15 protein-coding genes are annotated in these 18,491 nt (G+C 68.4%); 3 read left to right on the top strand and 12 right to left on the bottom strand.

Features of this window, described 5'->3' with window-relative positions; all coding sequences use genetic code 11:
• Nucleotides 1-92 precede the first annotated feature (92 nt).
• The 4 genes from YQ44_RS13695 to gcvA all read right to left on the bottom strand — a co-directional run bounded on the left by YQ44_RS13695 (nt 93) and on the right by gcvA (nt 4,925).
• The gene (locus YQ44_RS13695) at nt 93-1,160 is read right to left on the bottom strand and encodes an alpha/beta fold hydrolase (protein ID WP_071323852.1); all 1,068 of its coding nucleotides are present in this window, start codon (nt 1,158-1,160) and stop codon (nt 93-95) included.
• A gap of 109 nt (nt 1,161-1,269) precedes the next feature.
• Nucleotides 1,270-2,118, bottom strand: a complete 849-nt coding sequence (locus YQ44_RS13690; RefSeq protein WP_071323851.1) for a universal stress protein — start codon at nt 2,116-2,118, stop codon at nt 1,270-1,272.
• A gap of 45 nt (nt 2,119-2,163) precedes the next feature.
• Nucleotides 2,164-3,957: a PHA/PHB synthase family protein gene (locus tag YQ44_RS13685; protein WP_083411833.1), complete on the bottom strand. Its 1,794-nt coding sequence runs from the start codon at nt 3,955-3,957 to the stop codon at nt 2,164-2,166.
• A gap of 62 nt (nt 3,958-4,019) precedes the next feature.
• Nucleotides 4,020-4,925, bottom strand: a complete 906-nt coding sequence (gcvA, locus tag YQ44_RS13680; protein ID WP_071323850.1) for a transcriptional regulator GcvA — start codon at nt 4,923-4,925, stop codon at nt 4,020-4,022.
• Between the two features lie 124 nt (nt 4,926-5,049).
• Here gcvA and YQ44_RS13675 point away from each other — a divergent pair, with 124 nt between their 5' ends.
• Genes YQ44_RS13675 through YQ44_RS13665 form a run of 3 tightly spaced genes read left to right on the top strand, consistent with a single transcriptional unit; the run spans nt 5,050 to nt 8,108 of the window.
• The gene (locus YQ44_RS13675) at nt 5,050-6,447 is read left to right on the top strand and encodes an MFS transporter (RefSeq protein ID WP_071323849.1); all 1,398 of its coding nucleotides are present in this window, start codon (nt 5,050-5,052) and stop codon (nt 6,445-6,447) included.
• Entirely contained in the window at nt 6,444-7,067 is a 624-nt protein-coding gene (locus YQ44_RS13670; protein WP_071323848.1) for a glutathione S-transferase family protein, read from the top strand. The genes YQ44_RS13675 and YQ44_RS13670 overlap by 4 nt, the downstream gene beginning before the upstream one ends.
• Nucleotides 7,068-7,085: 18 nt before the next feature.
• Nucleotides 7,086-8,108 (top strand): LLM class oxidoreductase, encoded by a 1,023-nt coding sequence (locus tag YQ44_RS13665; protein WP_071323847.1) that lies wholly within the window; start codon nt 7,086-7,088, stop codon nt 8,106-8,108.
• 7 nt (nt 8,109-8,115) lie between these two features.
• Here the strand turns inward: YQ44_RS13665 and YQ44_RS13660 are convergent, their stop codons facing one another.
• From YQ44_RS13660 to YQ44_RS13625, 8 genes are all read right to left on the bottom strand, one after another.
• A complete protein-coding gene (locus tag YQ44_RS13660) occupies nt 8,116-9,402 on the bottom strand; it encodes a DUF445 domain-containing protein (RefSeq protein WP_071323846.1) in 1,287 nt (428 codons plus the stop codon).
• 75 nt (nt 9,403-9,477) lie between these two features.
• Nucleotides 9,478-10,875, bottom strand: a complete 1,398-nt coding sequence (locus tag YQ44_RS13655; RefSeq protein ID WP_071323845.1) for an amino acid permease — start codon at nt 10,873-10,875, stop codon at nt 9,478-9,480.
• Nucleotides 10,876-11,084: 209 nt separating this feature from the next.
• On the bottom strand, nt 11,085-12,878 hold the full coding sequence (locus YQ44_RS13650; RefSeq protein WP_071323844.1) for an MFS transporter: 1,794 nt from the start codon (nt 12,876-12,878) through the stop codon (nt 11,085-11,087).
• A gap of 29 nt (nt 12,879-12,907) precedes the next feature.
• Nucleotides 12,908-14,002, bottom strand: coding sequence for an N-acetylglucosamine-6-phosphate deacetylase (locus YQ44_RS13645; RefSeq protein ID WP_071323843.1), 1,095 nt, complete (start codon nt 14,000-14,002; stop codon nt 12,908-12,910).
• A 3-nt stretch (nt 14,003-14,005) separates the two neighbouring features.
• On the bottom strand, nt 14,006-14,734 hold the full coding sequence (gene agaR, locus YQ44_RS13640) for a transcriptional repressor AgaR (protein ID WP_232251284.1): 729 nt from the start codon (nt 14,732-14,734) through the stop codon (nt 14,006-14,008).
• Between the two features lie 74 nt (nt 14,735-14,808).
• On the bottom strand, nt 14,809-16,152 hold the full coding sequence (locus tag YQ44_RS13635) for a D-tagatose-bisphosphate aldolase, class II, non-catalytic subunit (RefSeq protein ID WP_071323841.1): 1,344 nt from the start codon (nt 16,150-16,152) through the stop codon (nt 14,809-14,811).
• A 5-nt stretch (nt 16,153-16,157) separates the two neighbouring features.
• Nucleotides 16,158-17,120, bottom strand: coding sequence for an ROK family protein (locus YQ44_RS13630; RefSeq protein WP_071323840.1), 963 nt, complete (start codon nt 17,118-17,120; stop codon nt 16,158-16,160).
• A complete protein-coding gene (locus tag YQ44_RS13625; protein ID WP_071323839.1) occupies nt 17,107-18,243 on the bottom strand; it encodes an SIS domain-containing protein in 1,137 nt (378 codons plus the stop codon). Before YQ44_RS13625 ends, YQ44_RS13630 begins: the two co-directional genes overlap by 14 nt.
• Nucleotides 18,244-18,491 lie beyond the last annotated feature (248 nt).

Raw genomic sequence — 18,491 nt, 5'->3', positions numbered from 1 at the left:
GGACGTATACCGTGCAGTTGCCTGGAAGGAACGACACGGCGGCAGGTGCTCATCCATTGTAGACCTTCCCGGCGCACATGGCCGCCGGCGTTTTACTTTTCCCAGCGCATGGCTTCGATGGCATGGACCACGGCCGTCTCATACTCGATGAAGAAGTCGGCGTGGGCGGCGTTGTCGAGCACCAGCAGCGTGCTGCCCGGCAGCGCCGCCACGGTGCGCGCAAAGTCGGCCTGGTGCGCCTGCGGGTAGATGCGCAGGAAGGTGCGCGTCGCCGCCAGCAGGCGCGGTTCGCTCTGCGCCGTGAGCCAGGGCGTGACGTCGCGCAGGCTGCCCGGCTGGGCGGCGATCACCAGCGCCGGTGCGCGCACGGCCCGGTAGTCGGGGGCATGGGCGTACGCGCCCGTGGCCATGGCCGTGGCGATGGCCGCCGGCGTAGCGGGGCGCACCGAGCCGTCGGCCTGCACCTGCAGCGTATCGCGCCAGTAGGCATCGAGGGCCGGCCACCACTGCTTGTGGATGCGCTGCGCATAGGCGATCGAGGCGTCCATCGACGCCATGTCGGCCGGCGCCGGCGCGGGCGGGTTCAGCTCATCCTCGTCGGGTTCCGGTTCGCCGCGCCAGGGCAGGGGATTGTTGTAGTCGAACGTGGTGTCGAGGTAGACGACGCCGCGCACGCGGCCCGGATGGCGGCCGGCGAACAAGGTCACCTCGTTGCCGGCGATGGAATGGCCGGCCAGGATGATGCGCCGGACCTGCAAGGCGTCGAGCACGGCCAGCAGGTCGGCCACCAGGGTGGCGGGCGCGTAGCTGGCGCCGTCCACGGGCAGCGGCTTGCTGGAAGAGCCATCGCCGCGGCGCGTGACGGCCAGCACGCGGTGGCGGCGCGCCAGCGCGGGCGCCAGGCTGTCGAATGCATGCGCATTGCCGCCCAGGCCGGACAGCAGCACGATCACATCGTCCTCGCTGCCAGGAGCGCCGCGCCAGTCGCGCACGTGCAGGCTGACGCCGGGGGCGACGGCGATGCGCCGGTCGGTCACCGCGGCGGCGAATGGCAGCGTGCCACCACCGCCGCAGGCGGCCAGGCCGGCCAGCGCACCCATGCCGAACAGCAGGCGCCGGCGGGCGTGGAAATGGGGGATGGCGTCGTCGGTTCCGGTCATGCGGTACTCCTGTAGGGATGAGGGCATGGCCAGTATCGGCGCCGCGCATGAAGCGCCGCTGAGGATGGGGTGAAGGAAGGCTGAAGACGGCGCCGGCCGGCACCGCCTCCTAGTGCGACACCAGCACCGGCAAGGTCATCTCCTGCAGCACCGTGCGCGTGACGCCGCCCAGCAACGTTTCGCGCAGGCGCATGTGGCCATAGCAGCCCATCACCAGCAGGTCGCACCGGCGTTGCGCGGCCATGGCCAGCAGGGCCGCGCCCACGTCCTGGCCAGGCGGCGTGTCGTGTTGCAGCACGTCGACGTTGACGCCGTGGCGCGCCAGGTACAGGGCCAGGTCGGCGCCCGGCTGTTCGCCATGCGCGGCCGGCTGCGCGTGGGAATTGACGACGGCCAGGGTCACCTGCTGCGCGCGCCGCAGCAGCGGCAGCGCATCGGTGATGGCGCGCAGCGCTTCGGCGCTGCCGTTCCAGGCCAGCAGCGGGCGCTGGCCGATGGCGGCGGTCGCCGTGGGCGAGGGCGCGTGCGGCACCATCAGCACGGGGCGGCCGCAATGCAGCATCAGGTACTCGGCCGTGCCGGCGATCACGCGCGAGGGCGTGTCCTGCGCGTCCGTCTGGCCCAGGATCAGCAAGTCGCAATAGCGCGCCTGCAGCAGCAGGGCGCCTTGCGCGTCGTCGTCGACGAAGCGCGTTTCATACGCCGACAAGCCTTCTTCGCGGGCGATGCACTCGAAGTCGTGCAAGGCGTCGCTGGCCTGGCCGCGCAGCGCCTGCATTTGCGCCGGCGCGAACTGCAAGGCGTTGACGCCGCCGCCATACGCGTAGCGCGAGATGCCGCTCATGGCCGAGCCGATCAGGTGCGCCCCTTCGGCGATGGCCAGGCGCACTGCCAGGCGGACGCGCCGCGGGCAGTGGCTAGAATTGTCTACGTGGACCAGCAGGGTGGTGTAGGGCATGGCATCGTCCTGGAAAGTGGGGAAAGGGGGAAGGGAGGACTCGGCTCAAGGCTGCAGCACATAACTGCCCGGTGCGTCGCCCAGGGCGCCGCCCATCGCCGGCGGCGTCGCCCGCCCGCCCGAGCGTTCCGCCAGCCAGGCCTGCCAGGCAGGCCACCATGAACCCTGCTGGTGCGGCACGTCCCGCTGCCAGCTGTCCGCGTCGATATACGCATCGTCGTGGCGGTGCGTGGCCAGCTGGTAGCTGCGGCGCGCCTGGCCCGGTGGCGAGACGACGCCCGCATTGTGGCCGCCCGAGGTCAGCAGAAAGGTGACGTCCGTGTCGGTGAGCAGCTGCAGCTTGTAGACGGAGCGCCACGGCGCCACGTGGTCCGTCAAGGTGCCCACGGCGAAGATGGGCGCGTCGATGTCGGGCAGGGCGATGTGGCGGCCCGCCGTGCGGTAGCGGCCTTCGGCCAGGTCGTTGTGCAGGAACAGGCGGCGCAGGTATTCCGAGTGCATGCGGCAAGGCATGCGCGTAGCGTCCGCGTTCCACGCCATCAGGTCGCTGTCCTGCTCATCGAGACCCAGCAGATAGTGGTTCAGCCGGCGCGACCAGATCAGGTCGTTCGAGCGCAGCAGCTGGAAGGCGCCCGCCATCTGCCGCGTATCGAGATAGCCCTGCTTCCACATGGCCGCTTCCAGGAAGCTGACCTGGCTCTCGTCGATGAACAGCGACAGCTCGCCCGGTTCCTTGAAGTCCACCTGCGACGCCAGCATCGTCAGGCTGGCCAGGCGCGTGTCGCCGTCGCGCGCCATGCTGGCGGCGGCGATCGCCAGCAGGGTGCCGCCCAGGCAATAGCCGACGGCGTGCACCTGCGGCGCCCGCGCGATGGCCGCCACCGCGTCGAGCGCGGCCATCACGCCCAGCTGGCGGTAGTCTTCCAGCGACAGCTCGCGGTCTTCCTCGCCCGGGTTTTTCCACGAAATCATGAACACCGTGTGGCCCTGCCCGACCAGGTAGCGCACCAGGGAATTGTGCGGCGACAGGTCGAGAATATAGAACTTCATGATCCAGGCGGGCACGAACAGCACGGGCGTCGCGTGCACCTTGGCCGTCGTTGGCGCGTACTGGATCAATTCGATCAAGTCGTTGCGGTACACGACCTTGCCCGGCGTGACGGCCACGTTCCCGCCCACTTGATAGCGGCGCGCATCGGGCGCATATGGTCCCATGGCCGCGTGCTGCCAGTCGTCGGCCGCGCGGGCCATGCCGCGCGCCAGGTTGGCGCTGCCGCTCTCCAGCGTGGCCTGCCGCACCACGGGATTGGTCAGCGGGAAGTTCGACGGCGCCAGCATGTCGAGCCACTGGCGCACGGTAAACGTGACGACATCCTCGTGGTGCGGCGAGACGCCGCGCACGCCCGTCGTGGCGCGGTGCCACCACTGCTGCTGCAGCAGAAAGCCCTGGTAGACCAGGTTGTAGGGCCAGCGCTGCCAGGCCGGGTCGTCGAAGCGGCGGTCCTGCGGCAGCGGGGCAATGCACGGCGGTTGCGCGCTGGCGCCCGGCAGCGCCGCATGCATGGCGTACTGCTGCCAGCGGTCGATCTTCTTCCACGCTTCCAGCAGCAGGGTTTGCTGTTTCGATGGCGCCAGCGCCAGGTGGCCGAGCCAGTCCGCATAGGCATTGCCCAGGGCGACGGGCGAGATGCCGCCCGTGAACTTGCCCAGCCAGGCATTCAGCAGCAGGTCCAGGGTGGCGCCTTCCGGCGCGCTTTCCGGGTAATCGGGCACGGGCGCGCCTTGCCAGGCGCTGCCTGCGCGTTCATGTGCCGTTGCTAGCTGCGGCTTCTTGCTCATCCGGAACTCCCGTCATTTTTTTACAGGATAGCAAGAGCTTGTTCAAAAAATTATGATCTACATCAAGTTTGGCCGGATACGCCTGCCGCCCGTGCCTCTTCGATGATCCACGCCATGAACGCCTGCACGGCGGGGCGCGCGGCCGCATCGGGACGCGCCACCAGGTAGTAGGCAAAGCGCGCGGGCCACGGCAGGTCCAGCACCTGCACCAGGCGTCCGGCGGCGATTTCCTCCTGCGCATACAGCTGCGGCACGAGGGCCAAGCCCTGGCCCGCCTCGGCCGCGCGTATCAACAGGAAATCGTCCTCGAAGGCGGAACCGCGCGCCGCACGCTCCTCATCGGGCGCGCCGTGCGCGGCCAGCCACAGGGGCCAGTCGGCGCGGTCCGTGTCGTGCAGCAGCGGGTAGCGCAGGCAATCGGCTGGCGCGATTATCGGTGGCTGGCCCGCCACCAGGGCCGGGCTGGCGACGGGCACCAGCACGGGCGCCATCAGCCGCGTCACCAGCAGGCCCGGATAGTCGCCGAGGCCGTGGCGCAGCGCCACGTCGACGCGGTCGCGGCGCAGGTCGACCAGGGCCGACGTGGCTTCCACGCGCACCTCGATCTGCGGGTGGCGCTGGTTGAAGCGGCCCAGGCGCGGCACCAGCCAGGCGGCGGCAAAGGTGGCCACCGTGCTGATGGTCAGCGTCTGGCGCCCGGCAATGTCTTCCAGCGCCTGGCTGGCGCTGGCGATCTGCGCGAATGCGGCCAGCAGGGCAGGGTGAACCTTGCCGCCCGCTTCCGTCAGGCGCAAACCCTGGCGTTCGCGCGTAAACAGCGCCATGCCGACCCGCTCTTCGAGCAAGCGGATCTGCTGGCTGACGGCACCCGACGTCACATGCAGCGCCTCGGCGGCGGCCTTGATGCTGCCGCGCTGGCCCACTTCGACAAAGGCGCGCAGTGCCTGGAGCGGTAAAGGATGGTTCATCGGTATAGTTTTTCTATAGTCATGAGGCAAAAAGCATCGTTTCAGTTTTATTCGACAGCAACGCATTATACGGGCCTGCGACGCTCATTTCGACGTTGAGTAAAACTATATCAATAGGATGGCTATGCTACTTTCACATCGGCAACTTTGCCTGATCTTGCTGTGCACGACGCAATTCGTCGCCTTGCTCGATTTTTCCATCACCATGATTCCCTTGCCGCAAATCCAGCACAGCCTGGGCTTCACCCCGGGCGGCTTGCAGTGGGTCATCAACGCCTATGGCGTGGCCATCGCCGGCTTCCTGCTGCTGGGCGGGCGCGCGGCCGACATGTTCGGCCGCCGCCGCGTCTTCCTCGCCGGCGTGCTGCTGTTTACGGCGGCGTCCCTGCTCGGCGGCTTTTCGCACAGCCCGGCCATGCTGGTGGCCACGCGCGCGCTGCAGGGCCTGGGCGCCGCCATGTTTTCGCCGGCCGCATTCTCGCTGCTGCTGGCCGTCTTTCCCGAGCCCGCGCAGCGCAACCGGGCGCTGGGCGCCTGGACGGCCGTGGCGGCCAGCGGCTTTGTCGCGGGCCTGATACTGGGCGGCTTCATCACCGACCTGCTGGGCTGGCGCTGGGTGCTGTGGATCAATGTACCCGTCGGCGCGCTGGTGCTGGCGCTGTCGCCCGCCTTGCCGGCAGGCAAACCCGATGCCGCCGCGGCGTCCGGTACGCTCGACGTGTGGGGTGCGCTGCTGGTGGCCTCGGGCGCGGCCATGCTGGTGTTTGCCTTTGCCAACAGCGAACATGTGGGCCTGGCGCACCCGCTCACGTTCGCCCTGGTCGCCGCGGCGCTGGCCCTGCTGGCCTTGTTCGTCTGGGTCGAGAGCCGCGTGGCCGCGCCGCTGATGCCGCTGGCCGTCTTCTGGCGCCGCTCGACGGGCGGTGCGAACGTGGTGTCGTTGCTGGCCAATACGGCGCTGGGCCCCACCTTTGTCGTCGTGGCGCTGGCCATGCAGGAAGTGCTGGGGTTTTCCGCCACGCGCACGGGGCTGGGACTGCTGCCCATGGCCATCGCCTTTACGCTGGCCAGCGCCTGGGCCGGGCCGGCGCTGATCGCCCGCTGCGGCACCAAGCCCGTCATCGTCGGCGGCATGCTGCTGTTCATCGGCGGCCTGGCACTGCTGGGCAGCGCGCTGGCCACATTGTCCGCCTGGGGCGCGTCCATCCTGCCCGGCACCGTGCTGGCCGGCATCGGCTACGGCCTGGCCTTTCCCGCCTGGACCGTGGCCGGCATCGACGGCGTGCCGGAAGCGGACCATGGCCTGGCGGGCGGCATGCTGACCACCACGCAGGAAGTCGGTTCCGCCGTGGGACTGGCCGTGGGCGTGGCCGTCAGCATCGCCGTGCTGGCCGGCGGCGGCACGGCCGCGCAAGGCTACAGCAGCGCCATCCTCGTTTCCGCCTGCCTGGTGGCGGCGGGCCTGGCCTGCGCCGTGGCCATCCTGCCCGGCAGGGCCGCGCGCCAGGAGGCGACGCCATGATCGAGCTGTACACCGACAGTTCGCCCAACGGTTTCAAGGCCACCATCGCGCTGGCCGAACTGGGCTTGCCGTACCGGCTGCGCCACGTGCGCATCGAGCAGGGCGAGCACCGTCAAGCCGCTTTCCTGGCCCTCAATCCGCACGGCCGCATACCCGTACTGGTCGATCACGAGGCGGGCATCACCGTGTTCGAATCGGCCGCCATCCTGCTGTACCTGGCCGAGAAGACGGGGCGCCTGCTGCCGGCGCACCCCGCGCAGCGCTGGGCCGCCATCACCTGGCTGGCCTTCCACGCGGCCAGCATGGGGCCGCTGCTGGGCCAGCGCGTGCATTTCGAGATTGCCGAAGCGGGCGCGAATGCCGCCGCGGCGGCGCATTTCCGCCAGCTGTGCGACGCGGCCTTCGCCACCATGGAAGGCCGCCTGGCCGCCTGCGCCTACCTGGCCGGCGACGAGTATTCGATGGCCGATATCGCCAGCTTCGGCTGGCTGCACATCGCGCGGCTGGTCGGCTTCGACTTTTCTGCCTGGCCGCACGTGCGTGCCTGGTACGCCCGCGTGGCGGCCCGCCCGGCCGTCCGGCTGGGCATCTCCATTCCCGCGCCCGCCACGGGCGCCTGATCCACGACAAGGAACCCCATGACCATTGACACCTCCGGCGCGTCCTCGCACGCGTTTGCCCATCACCCCGGCTACCGCCGCATGTTCGCGCCCGGCGCGCTCACGCTCGGCATCTTCCTGCCGCTGCGCTTTTACCAGGGCGACATGCGGGCGCTGGCCGGCCAGGCCGACCTTGTCGCCGCCATGGACCGGCAAGGCTTTGCCGCCGCCTGGGTGCGCGACATTCCCCTGTACGACCGCCGCTTCGGCGATGCGGGCCAGCTGTTCGACCCGTGGACCTACCTGGCATACCTGGCGGCGCGCACGCAGACGCTGGCCCTGGCCACGGGCAGCGCCATCTTCACGCTGCGCCATCCCGTCGACCTGGCCAAGGCTGCCGCCAGCATCGACCAGCTGTCGGGCGGACGCCTGGTGCTGGGCACGGCCGCGGGCGACCGCGCCAGCGAATTTCCCGCGTATGGCGTGCCGCACGCGACGCGCGGCGAACGCTATGCGCAGGCGGTGCACATGTTCCGCCAGCTGCTGCGCCCCGGCCCGGCACAGATCAGCGGCCCGCTGGGCAGCCTCGATGGCCTCGAACTGCTGCCGAAACCGGCCGCCGGCGCCATTCCCCTGGTCGTCACCAGTTCCTCGGGTCAGCCTTTGGCATGGATAGGACGCCACGCGGATGGCTGGCTGACGTATCCGGAAGCGACGCATACGCCGGACGGCCCGCGCCGCCTGGCGGACAAGATCCGCGCCTGGCGCGCCTGCATCCCCGATGGCGGCTTCCGCCCGCACATGTGCAACGAATGGCTGGACCTGGTGGACGACGCCGATTACCCGCGCACGCCCGTGCGCAGCGGTTATGTGCTGCGCACGGGGCGCAAGGGCTTGATCGACCTGCTGGGCGAGTGGCGCGACGCGGGCGTCAACCACGCGGCACTGGGCATCCAGCACGGGCAGCGGCCGGCGGCGCAAGTGCTGCAGGAGCTGGCCGAGGAGGTGCTGCCGCATTTTCCCTCGCATGCGGGCGTGCCGGCGCGCGGCCCGCAGTGGTGAGGGGCCGCTAGAACGCCTGGCTGGCGGCGTAAATGAGCAGGCCGGCCAGGCCGCCGACGACGGTACCGTTGATGCGGATGAATTGCAGGTCGCGGCCGATGGCCAGCTCGATGCGGCTGCTCATTTCTTCCTTGCTCCACAGGGCCAGGCGGTTTTCGATGAAGGCGCCCACTTCGCCCCGGTAGCGGCGCACCAGCGTGCCGCTGCCGGCGACGATGGCGTCGTTCAGCCAGGCGCGCGCGGCCGCGTCCTTGCCCAGCACCTTGCCCGTGTTCTGCGCCAGGCCGGCGATGGCCTCCGCCAGCACGGGCCGGTCGGCGTGCAGGTCGGCCAGCAGGCGCGCGTGGATGGTGTCCCACAGCTCGCCCAGCATGGCTTGCACGGTGTCGCTGGCGACCAGCTGCTGCTGGTAGCGGCGCACGGTCTCCTGCCAGTGCGGATCGGCCTTCAGGTGCAGCGCGCTGTCGGCGATCCAGCCGGCGATGCGCTGGCGCAGCGGGTGGCCGGGGTCGAGGCGCACGGCGAGGGCAAACTTTTGCAGCGAGGCGATCATGCGCGGTTCATACGCCTTCAAGGCCTTTTTCACGAGCGCGTTCTCGATCTGGAAGGCGCCCAGCGCGAAGTCGCCGATGGCGGCGTGGTGGCGCTCGTCGGCCAGGTAGGCGGCGCTGCGGTCGAGCAGGAAATCCACCAGTTCCTGCGGCTTGCCGTCGGCGACCAGCGCATCGATGCAGTCGGCCGCGACGTCCGACACGTTCAACTGGCCCAGGTAGGCGCTGGCCTGTGCGCGCAGCAGCCGGCCCAGTTTTTCATGGTCGGCCATCGCCAGCAGCTGCTTGGCGACGCCGGCGCTGGCCATGCCCAGCTGGCGCGCATGCTGCGGGTCGTCCAGCCAGGCGCCCAGCCGTCCGGCCGGATCGGCTTGCGCGATGCGCTCGGCGATGCCTTGCTCGGTGATGAAATGGTTTTCCACGAAGGCGCCCAGGCTGCGCCCGATTTCCGTCTTGCTGTTCGGGATGATGGCCGTGTGCCACAGCGGAATGCCCAGCGGGTGGCGGAACAGGGCGACAACGGCGAACCAGTCGGCAATCGCGCCCACCATCGCGGCCTCGGCAAACGCCTCCACATAGCCCCAGGCCGGGTGGCCGCCGCGCTGCGCGCGGGCGACGGCAAACACCAGCGCCGCCAGCAGCAGCAAGCCGGCGGCCAGCAGCTGCATATTGCGCAGGCGCGCGCGCTGAAGCTGGTCCGTGCTGCGGTCCAGCTGTTCGATGAGGTCGGGGGAGCGTTGCATGGATGGCGGCCTGCTTGGGTTGCGAGACCGCCATCTTAAGGCGCCGGCGGCGAAACGTGTCGCCGGCGTGAAGGATTACTGCGGCGGGTGCAGCAGCGAACGGCGGCGCGCGTAGCCGAAGTAGATGATCAGGCCCAGCACGAGCCAGATGGAAAAGGCGACCCAGGTGACCCAGCTGAGGAAGGTCATCAGGCCCACGCACAGGATCACGGCCAGCGCCGGCACATACGGCACGCCAGGGCAGCGGAAGGCGCGCGGCAGGTCGGGACGGCGCTTGCGCAGCACCACGACGGCGACGGACACCATGGTGAAGGCGGCCAGGGTGCCGATGTTGATCAGCTCAGCGAGGATGTTGAGCGGGATCACGGCGGCGATCAGGCCGAACACGATGCCCACCAGCCAGGTGGCGAAGAACGGCGTGTGGAAGCGCGGATGCACGGTCGACAGGCGCTTGGGCAGCAAGCCGTCGCGCGACATGGCGAAGATGATGCGCGTCTGGCCGAAGGCCATCACGAGGATCACGGTGGTCATGCCGAGGATGGCGCCCAGGTCGACGAAGCCGGCGATCCATTTTTCGCCCGCGTATTGCAGGGCCAGCGAGACGGGATGGTCGACGCCGAGGAATTTCTGGTATGGCACGATGCCCGTCATGATGGCCGAGACCACCACGTACAGCACGGCGCACACGGCCAGCGAGCCGATAATGCCGATCGGCAGATCGCGCGCCGGCTTCTTGACTTCCTCGGCGGCCGAGGTGACGGCGTCGAAGCCGATGAAGGCGAAGAACACGAGGGCGGCGGCGCTCAGCATGCCGTGGTAGCCGAACGGCATGTAAGGCTGCCAGTTGGCCGGCTGCACGTGGCGCGCGCCGAAGATGATGAACAGCAGCACCACGCCCACCTTGATGGCCACCATGATGTTGTTCAGGCGCGCCGATTCGCGCACGCCCCAGCCCAGCATGGCTGTCAGGGCCAGCATGATGACGAGGGCCGGCAGGTTGATGAAGGTGGTCACGCCAGGCAGGGCGCCGGGGGCGGCCGTCAAGGCCACGGGCAGCACGATGCCAAAGCCCGACAGCAGCGACTGGAAGTAGCCGGACCAGCCGACGGAGACGGCGGCCGCGGCCAGGCCGTACTCGAGCAGCAGGTCCCAGCCTATCATCCAGGCGGCCAGCTCGCCCAGGGTGGCATAGCTGTAGGTATAGATGGAGCCGGCCACCGGCACGGTGGAGGCGAATTCCGCATAGCACAGGGCGGCGAAGCAGCAGGCGACGGCCGCCACGACGAAGGACAGCGAGAGGGCGGGGCCAGCCGTCAGGGCGCCCGTGCCGGTGAGCACGAAAATGCCGGTGCCGACGATGGCGCCTATGCCCATGAGCACCAGGTCGAAGGGGCCCAGCACTTTTGCCAGTCCTCCCGGCTTCTTGCTGTGGGCGATCATATCATCCAAATTCTTGGTTCTAAATAAGCTCACTGTCTCTCCTGTGTGTTTTTGTCATGGCGCCATTGCCGCCTCGTGGGCAGCACGACGCAGCCAGATTCTAGCCCAGCCTGCAGGCATTCTAGAAGGAAATATGTACTTTGCCGTGCACGCCAGCGCTGCAAGCTTGTCCAGCAGGCAAAAAAAAGCCCCGGGATGATGGACCGGGGCCGTAAAGGAGACTGCCTTGCCTGCTTAATGACTTACTTGGCGAAGTGCGCTTCGATTTCCTCGAGGGTCTTTCCCTTGGTTTCCGGCAACAAAAACGCGGCGGCCAGGAAGTACACGACGGTGCAGCCGGCGCCGAAGAAGAACAGGGTCGAATAGCCGTGCAAGCCCACCGTCGGCAGGAAGATGGCGGCGATCACCGTCGAGACGAACTGGTTCACCAGCAGCGCGATGCTCATGCCGTTCGAGCGTATGCGCGTCGGCATCAGCTCGGACAGGGCCAGCCACACGCACACGCCCGGCCCCACGGCAAAGCTGGAGACAAACACGCAGATGGCGACCGCCACCAGCCAGCCGTGCGTGGACGAGGGCACGGGGCCCAGGCTGGCCTTCTCGATGCGCAGCGGCGCCTCGCGCCCGGCGGCCGGGTCGGCGAACGGATTCAGGTGCAGCTTGCGGAAGAACACGCCGATGACGCTGTCGGCCTGCACCGCATCCTCGCGGGCGATCGTCACCTGGCGCAGCACGGGATCGTCGCTGCGCAGGCTCTTCACGTTGGTGAACGGGCCGTAGGCGTAGGCGATGGTCAGCTGCTGCGGCGTGCCGTCGGCGGCCGCGCCCAGCGCGCTCAGGGTGGCCGCATCGAGGCGCAGGGCCAGGCCATCGTTCCGGATCTGCGCGGCGATGGCGGGACGCACGTCGGCCAGGCCCGCTTCGGCGCCGCGGAACAGCAGGCCCGCCGCCAGCAGCGAGACGATGATGCCGCCCGTGCCCAGCATCAGCAGGAACTTGCGGCCCTTGCGGTCCACCAGCAGCACGGCCACCACCGTCATCACGGCGTTCAGCACTTTCAGCAGGACGTCGGCCATGTTGGCCGAGGCGCCGGACAGGCCGGCCTGGTTGAGGATGTTGACGACATAGGCGAGGATGGAATTGATGCCCGTCGCCTGCGTGCAGGCCAGGATCAGACAGGCCAGCAGGAAGGGCAGCACGTAGCGGCGGCTCAGCAGCGGGTCCCTGGCCTTGCCCTTGCCGTCCACTCTGGCCGCATTTTCGGGGGTATCGAGGATCTCGCGCAGTTCCGCGTCCGCTTCATGGGGCAAACGCGTGCGCAGCAGCGACTGGCGCGCCTGTTCCACGCGGCCGCGGCGGGCCAGCCAGCGCGGCGACTCGGCCAGCAGCAGGGCGCCGATGGTAAACACGAGGCCCGGCGTCAGGCACACCCAGAAGATGCTGCGCCAGGCGTGGTCCTTGGCCGTGAAGATGGCGGCAATGCGGCCCGCCTCGGGCAGCGCCTGCGCCACCTGCGTGGCCGTTTCCACCGTCTGCGCCTGCACCAGGCCGATCAGGGCGGCCGCCACCAGGCCGATGGTCAGCAGCAGCTGGAACAGGGCCGCGCCCCGTCCCCGCTGTTGCGCGGGCAGGCATTCGGCCAGGTACAGGGGCACGACGACGCCGATCAAGCCGCCGCTGATGCCTTGCAGCAAGCGACCGAGCAGCAGCGGCGTGTAGCCGTCGGCCAGGGCGATCAGGGGGATGCTGGCGCTGAACAGGGCGCCGGCCCAGAACATGACCCAGCGCCGCCCCAGCAGGTCGGCCAGGGCGCCGGCGAACAGCGACGACAGGACGGAACCCAGGAGCACGGCGGCAACGATAAAGCTCAGCTGCTGGGCCGTCAGTTTCCACGCCACCGAGGCCGTCGATTCCAGGTAGGGCAGGGCGCCGGCGATGATGCCGATGTCTATGCCGTACAGCAATCCCCCCATGCCGGCAATAAATAGCAGGTAGCGCATGGCCCACACGGGGGCCTTGTGTGACGTGTCGTGCATGGAAACTCCGGAGGTGGGGTTGAAGTGGTCTAGCGGGTGGAAAGATCGATGGCCGTGCCTTCGACGAAGACGGACACTGGCTGCAGGCTGGCGTCAAGGACGACGATATCGGCCCAGGCGCCGGGCGCCAGGCGGCCCCGTTCGGATTCGCCCAGGTAGTCGGCCGGGTACAGCGACAGGCGGTTCGAGGCGTCGGCCAGGTCCAGGCCCAGGTCGACGAAATTGCGCAGGGCCTGGTCCATGGTCAGCACGCTGCCGGCCAGCGAGCCCGTGGCCAGGCGCACGCAGCCCATGCATTTGTAGACGCGCTGCGTGCCCAGGCCGTATTCGCCGTCCGGCATGCCGGTGGCCGAGGTGGCGTCCGTCACGCCGTATAGGCGCGGGATGGCGCGCAGAGCCGCGCGCAGGGCGCCCTTGGCCACGTGCTGCAGGTCGGGGATGATTTCCGCGTATTCGGCATGTGCCAGCGCCGCGCCCACTATGCCGGGATCGTAATGGGTCATGCCCGTCATGCCGTTGTACAGGTGCGTGAAGCCGGAGACGCCGGCCTTCAGCGCGGCCACGCCTTCGTCATAGGTGCCGGCGCTGTGGCCGATCTGCACGCGGATGCCCATCGCCGCCAGTTGGGGGATCAGCTCCAGGTGGCCGGGGATTTCCGGCGCCATGGTCAGCACCTTGATGGGGGCGATGGCGTGAAAGCGCTGCACCAGCGCCAGGCTGGCCTGCACCACGTCGGGCGGCTGCGCGCCGAGGCGGTGCAAATTCAGGAACGGGCCTTCCAGGTGCACGCCCAGCATGCGCGCGCCGTTGGCCGGGCGCTGCGCGATGACGCCGGCCAAGCCTTGCAGGGCGCGCAGGATCGACGGCTCCTTTGCCGTCAGCGTGGTGCCCAGCAGGGCCGTGGTGCCATGGCGCGCATGCACTTGCGCCACGGTGGCGCCGGCGTCGCCGCCTTCCATGATGTCGACGCCGGCCGCGCCATGCACGTGCAGGTCGATGAAGCCGGGCAGGATGGTCAGCGCGCTGTCGGCGGCAGGGTCTTCCTGTATCTGGACGATACGCTGGTCAAAAGTGATGGTGCCCGTGATCCAGCCAGATGGGGTAAGGATTCTGCCGCTCAGCATGTGTTATTCCGCTATGAAAAGTTCGATGCCCAGCTTTTGCAGCCCTTCGCGGTACTCCTGGCTGATGCTGGCATCGGTGATGACGGTATCGACGCGGTCCAGCTGCACGATGCGGTGCAGGCTGACGCGGCCGAACTTGGAGGCGTCCGTGAGGACGATGATTTTCTTTGCCCGTTCCACCATCTTGTGGTTCAGGCTGGCTTCCGCCTCGTGGTGGGTGGTGACGCCGAACTGCAGGTCGAAGCCGTCCACGCCGAGGAACAGCTTGTCGAAGCTGTAGGCTTGCAGGCAGGTCTCGGCCTGGCTGCCCTGGATCGACAGCGACTGCTTGCGCAGCAGGCCGCCCGTCAGGATCAGGTCCACGCCCGGTGCATCGGCCAGTTCCCACGCGATATTCAGGCCGTTCGTGGCCACCGTCACGCCGGTGGCGTCGCGCAGGTGGCGCGCCAGCGAGATGGTGGTGGTGCCCGAGTCGATGATGATGTTGTCGCCCGGTTGCACCAGCCGCGCCGCATAGGCGCCGATGCGCTCCTTCTGCTCGTGGTTGATGGCGTCCTTCTGGCGTATCGTGTGCTCGGGCGGCGGCGTGCGCGTCAACGTCGCGCCGCCGTGGCTGCGCGTGGCCATGCCTTGCGCTTCCAGCGCATTGAGGTCGCTGCGGATGGTGACCGCGGACACGCCGAGCTTTTCCACCAAATCGGTCACTTGCACCGAGCCCTGCTGGGCGAGCATTTGGAGGATGGATTCACGGCGTTGGCTGGTATTTCGCATGGTGGCGGGCTCAGTAAAAAATGAAAATGCCGAGCTTAACAGATTGCCGCTTCGGCAACGATGGCCACCGCCGCATTGCGGTTGCAGGCGCGCGCATATTGCGCCAGCAGGCTGCCGATCTTGTGCTCGATCAAGGCCGGCGCCGCCACGGCCAGGCTGCCCTCTACCACGGCCAGGTACTGTTCCGGCAAGTGCTGGCTCAGCAGCGGCAGCGGAATCGCCAGGTCCTGCAGGTTGGCCAGCAGCTTGTCGACGGCGGCCGCCACTTCCGGCTCGCCCCAGTAATAGCGGCAACGGTCGCTCAAGCCATAGCGGCGCATCAGCCGCTGTTCTTCCGGCGTGCCCAGGTAGTGCTTGATCCAGTTCTTCGGCTTGGCCAGCATGACGTCGTCGAGCACCTGCATCAGTTGCGAGGTCGCCGCCGCCGGCAGCAGTTCTTCCTCGATCTGGCACAGGGCGAACAGCGCTTCGCGCAGGGCGAAGGTGGCGGCGGGACCCACTTTCAGGATGGCGAAATGGTCGCGCACCATGGCGTGCAGGGCCGATTCGCGCTGGTAGTCGGTGGAATGGGCTTCGAACACGAGGCCGGGCTGCTCGGCGACGAAGGCCGACAGTTCGGCGGCGGCATCCGCGTCGTAGTGCTGGATGCTGCTCTGGTCGAAATCGACGCCCGGCTGCACCACCATGGCGATCACGCGGCGCCAGGCGCCATGCAAGCCGTTGTCGAGGAAGGCGCGGCGGTGCACGTCCAGCGTGCGGCGCGCCGCCTGCGGGCTGGTGACGGCGCCGGCCTGCGCCAGCGACGCTTCGCCGCCGGGAATCGGCACTTCCGTGCCGATCACGTAGACGGGCGGCGTAAAGCCCGCCGCGGCGGCCGCCGCTTCGGCGACCTTGCACAGGCGCGCCGAGCGGGCGGCCACGGTTTCATCGTCGAGCAGCAAGGGGTCATCCAAGCAGCGCATGCTGCAATCGAGGTGGATTTTATGGAAGCCGGCCGCCGCGTAGGCGGCGATCAGGGTTTCGGCGTGGTCCATGGCCGTCTCCGCATCGAGGTGCTGCCAGGCGTTCGGTCCCAGGTGGTCGCCGCCCAGCACCAGGCGCTCGGACGGAAAACCCTGTTCCCGCGCCAGCGCCAGCATGGTGTCGCGGAAGACGGCCGGCGTCATGCCCGTGTAGCCGCCGAACTGGTCGACCTGGTTCGAGGTCGCCTCGACCAGCAGCACGGTGTCGTACTCGCTGGCCACGCGCATGGCGGCACGCAGCACGCTCGGGTGGCTGCAGCAGACGGCATACAGGCCGACGACTTCGCCGCGGCGGTGCGCCTTGATCACTTGCTGGACGGGCGATAAGGTAAAAGACGGGGTTTCCACTTGGTTCATCGTTCTCAAGCCTTCGTATGTTGTCGGATCAGGAGGGCGGCGCCGCGTGCGCCGCCGGCGTCGCCAAAGCGCGGCGGCAGGATGGGCGGCACGTGCACGCCGGGGAACAGGTGGCGCCTGACGGCGGCCGGCAGCTTGTCGTACAGGTGCGGCAGCTTGGACAGGCCGCCACCGAGCACGATGGCGTGCGGATCGTAGGCCAGCACCAGGCCGGCCAGCGCGTGGCCGAGGATGTCGAGGTGCACGGCCACCGTGCGCTGGGCCACGGCGTCGCCCATGTTGGCGCGCGCCATGATGGCCAGCGGCTCGGCGCCGTCGCCGCCGAAATGCGCGTGCAGCTTGCTCATGGCCGGACCGGAGACATAGCGCTCCAGGCAGCCCTGCTTGCCGCAGGGGCAGGCGTAGTCCGTCAAGCCGTGCTGCACCAGCAGGGCGGCCGGCAGGCTCCAGTGGCCCCATTCGCCGGCCACGCCGTTAAAGCCGCGCAGCAGCTGGCCGCCCACGCAATAGCCGCCGCCGGCGCCCGTGCCGAGGATGGCGCCGAACATGCTGGCGACATGGCCGGCCGCGCCGCCCTGCGCCTCGGACAGGGCGAAGCATTGGCAATCGTTGCCGATGGCGACGGGGCGCTGCAAGGTTTGCTGCAAGGTCTGCGCCACCAGGCGGCCGTTCAGGGCCGGCACGTTGGAGCTGAGCTGGCGGCCGCTGGCGCTGTCGATCACGCCGGGCAAGCCGATGCCGACGGGCGCGGCGCTGCCCAGCGCCGCGTCGCCATGCGCCACCAGGTCGACGATGGCTTGCACGAAGGCGGGGAAATCGTCGCCGGGCGTGGCCACGCGCTCGCGGAATACTTCTTCCAGCGCGCCATCGCGGTCAGCAAACGCCACCAGCTCCATCTTGCTGCCGCCGATGTCGATGCCGTGGTAGCCGCGCCGCTGCGCGTGCTGCTCAGGATTAGAATTGCTCATGGCCATAGATGGTGACGCCCTGCACGACACGGTTGACGATGCCGCCGGCGAATGGATTGTCGGGGCGCAGTTGCAGCAGCGCGGACTGGTGCAGCGCGTATTGCTGCGCCATCAGCAGCCACAGCGGGGCCAGCCAGGCGTCGGGCCAGGCCGGCGCGTCGGCCGACAGGTCGCCGCCGATGCCCACGGTCAGGCATGCCTGCGCCACGCTGTCGCGCTGCAGTTCTTTCAGTAAGTCGTCCTCGTACTGGCGCGCCAGCGGCTTGCTGCTGCGCAGCAGGATCACCAGCGACTCCGTGGTGACGGCCGATTTCGGGCCGTGGCGGAAGCCCAGCGCCGTATTCGCCATCGCCATCACGCGCCCGCCCGTCAGCTCCAGGATTTTCAGGGCCGCTTCCTTGGCCAGCGCTTCCAGCGGGCCGCTGCCCAGGTAGACCACGCGCTGCACCGGCTGCGAGCCGAGGTCCGCCACGGGCGCCGACCAGTCGCGCAACGCCTGTTCGCCCAGGCTGGCCAGGGTATCCAGGCGCGCCAGGTCCGTATGCTTGCCCAGCACCGCCAGGGCCGCCAGCAGCATGCTGCTAAAGCTGCTGGTCATGGCGAAGCCGCGGTCGCAGCTGCCGGCCGGCATCAGCAGGTTGTAGGTTTGGGCGTCATTGGCGCCCTGGCGCGCCAGCTTGCCATCCGCATTGCAGGTGATATTGAGGAAGCGCGCGCCAGGCACGACCTGGCGCAGCAATTCCACGGCGGCCAGGCTTTCCGGGCTGTCGCCGCTGCGGGCAAACGACACGAGCAGCGTGGGCGCATCCGCTTCCAGGTACAGCTCATGGTGCGTCAGCAAAGTCGTGGTGGCGATGGCGCGGATCTGCGCCGGCCAGGCGGCATTGAGTTCATCGACGACGATCTCGCCCACATAGGCCGAGCTGCCGGCGCCCGTCAGGATGACGCGCTGCCGGGGATTGCGCAGCGCGTCGCCGAGGAAGGCGGCCAGGCTGGCTTGCTCGGCGCGCAAAATGCCGGCCAGCGCGCGCCAGATGGCTGGCTGATGGGCGATCTCCTCGGCCGTATGCAGGCCGCCGATGTCGCGCCAGGTTTGAATGTCACGCTGAAGAAGGGTAGTCATGGAAGTGTCAGTAAAGTGTTTGTTGTGATAAAGCATAAATACTAAATTTCGAAAAGTCAAATACGAAAGTAAAACGAAAGTAAATACTTTGTTGTCTTGCGATATGTCTGCGTTCATGTGTCCGGCAATGGCGGTTTTTTGCAGTGCACAAGCCCATGTCGAGACGATTTGTCGCCGATATACGACGATAACGAAAGTGCATAGTGTGACATTTTGGTGAATCGAAAGATAAATACGCCATATTTGGG

This window comes from Janthinobacterium sp. 1_2014MBL_MicDiv (genome assembly GCF_001865675.1).
GTDB lineage: Bacteria > Pseudomonadota > Gammaproteobacteria > Burkholderiales > Burkholderiaceae_D > Janthinobacterium.
Note: the sequence above shows the minus strand (reverse complement) of the source record. Positions and strands in the feature narration are given on the sequence as shown.

What these genes read in the sequence shown, in the direction of transcription:
- YQ44_RS13635 (WP_071323841.1), bottom strand. Translation starts at nt 16,152, where the DNA reads ATGAACCAAGTGGAAACCCCGTCTTTTACCTTATCGCCCGTCCAGCAA.
- YQ44_RS13670 (WP_071323848.1), top strand. Translation starts at nt 6,444, where the DNA reads ATGATCGAGCTGTACACCGACAGTTCGCCCAACGGTTTCAAGGCCACC.
- YQ44_RS13690 (WP_071323851.1), bottom strand. Translation starts at nt 2,118, where the DNA reads ATGCCCTACACCACCCTGCTGGTCCACGTAGACAATTCTAGCCACTGC.
- YQ44_RS13645 (WP_071323843.1), bottom strand. Translation starts at nt 14,002, where the DNA reads ATGCTGAGCGGCAGAATCCTTACCCCATCTGGCTGGATCACGGGCACC.
- agaR (WP_232251284.1), bottom strand. Translation starts at nt 14,734, where the DNA reads ATGCTCGCCCAGCAGGGCTCGGTGCAAGTGACCGATTTGGTGGAAAAG.
- YQ44_RS13695 (WP_071323852.1), bottom strand. Translation starts at nt 1,160, where the DNA reads ATGACCGGAACCGACGACGCCATCCCCCATTTCCACGCCCGCCGGCGC.
- YQ44_RS13675 (WP_071323849.1), top strand. Translation starts at nt 5,050, where the DNA reads ATGCTACTTTCACATCGGCAACTTTGCCTGATCTTGCTGTGCACGACG.
- YQ44_RS13625 (WP_071323839.1), bottom strand. Translation starts at nt 18,243, where the DNA reads ATGACTACCCTTCTTCAGCGTGACATTCAAACCTGGCGCGACATCGGC.
- YQ44_RS13685 (WP_083411833.1), bottom strand. Translation starts at nt 3,957, where the DNA reads ATGAGCAAGAAGCCGCAGCTAGCAACGGCACATGAACGCGCAGGCAGC.
- gcvA (WP_071323850.1), bottom strand. Translation starts at nt 4,925, where the DNA reads ATGAACCATCCTTTACCGCTCCAGGCACTGCGCGCCTTTGTCGAAGTG.
- YQ44_RS13660 (WP_071323846.1), bottom strand. Translation starts at nt 9,402, where the DNA reads ATGCAACGCTCCCCCGACCTCATCGAACAGCTGGACCGCAGCACGGAC.
- YQ44_RS13665 (WP_071323847.1), top strand. Translation starts at nt 7,086, where the DNA reads ATGACCATTGACACCTCCGGCGCGTCCTCGCACGCGTTTGCCCATCAC.
- YQ44_RS13630 (WP_071323840.1), bottom strand. Translation starts at nt 17,120, where the DNA reads ATGAGCAATTCTAATCCTGAGCAGCACGCGCAGCGGCGCGGCTACCAC.
- YQ44_RS13650 (WP_071323844.1), bottom strand. Translation starts at nt 12,878, where the DNA reads ATGCACGACACGTCACACAAGGCCCCCGTGTGGGCCATGCGCTACCTG.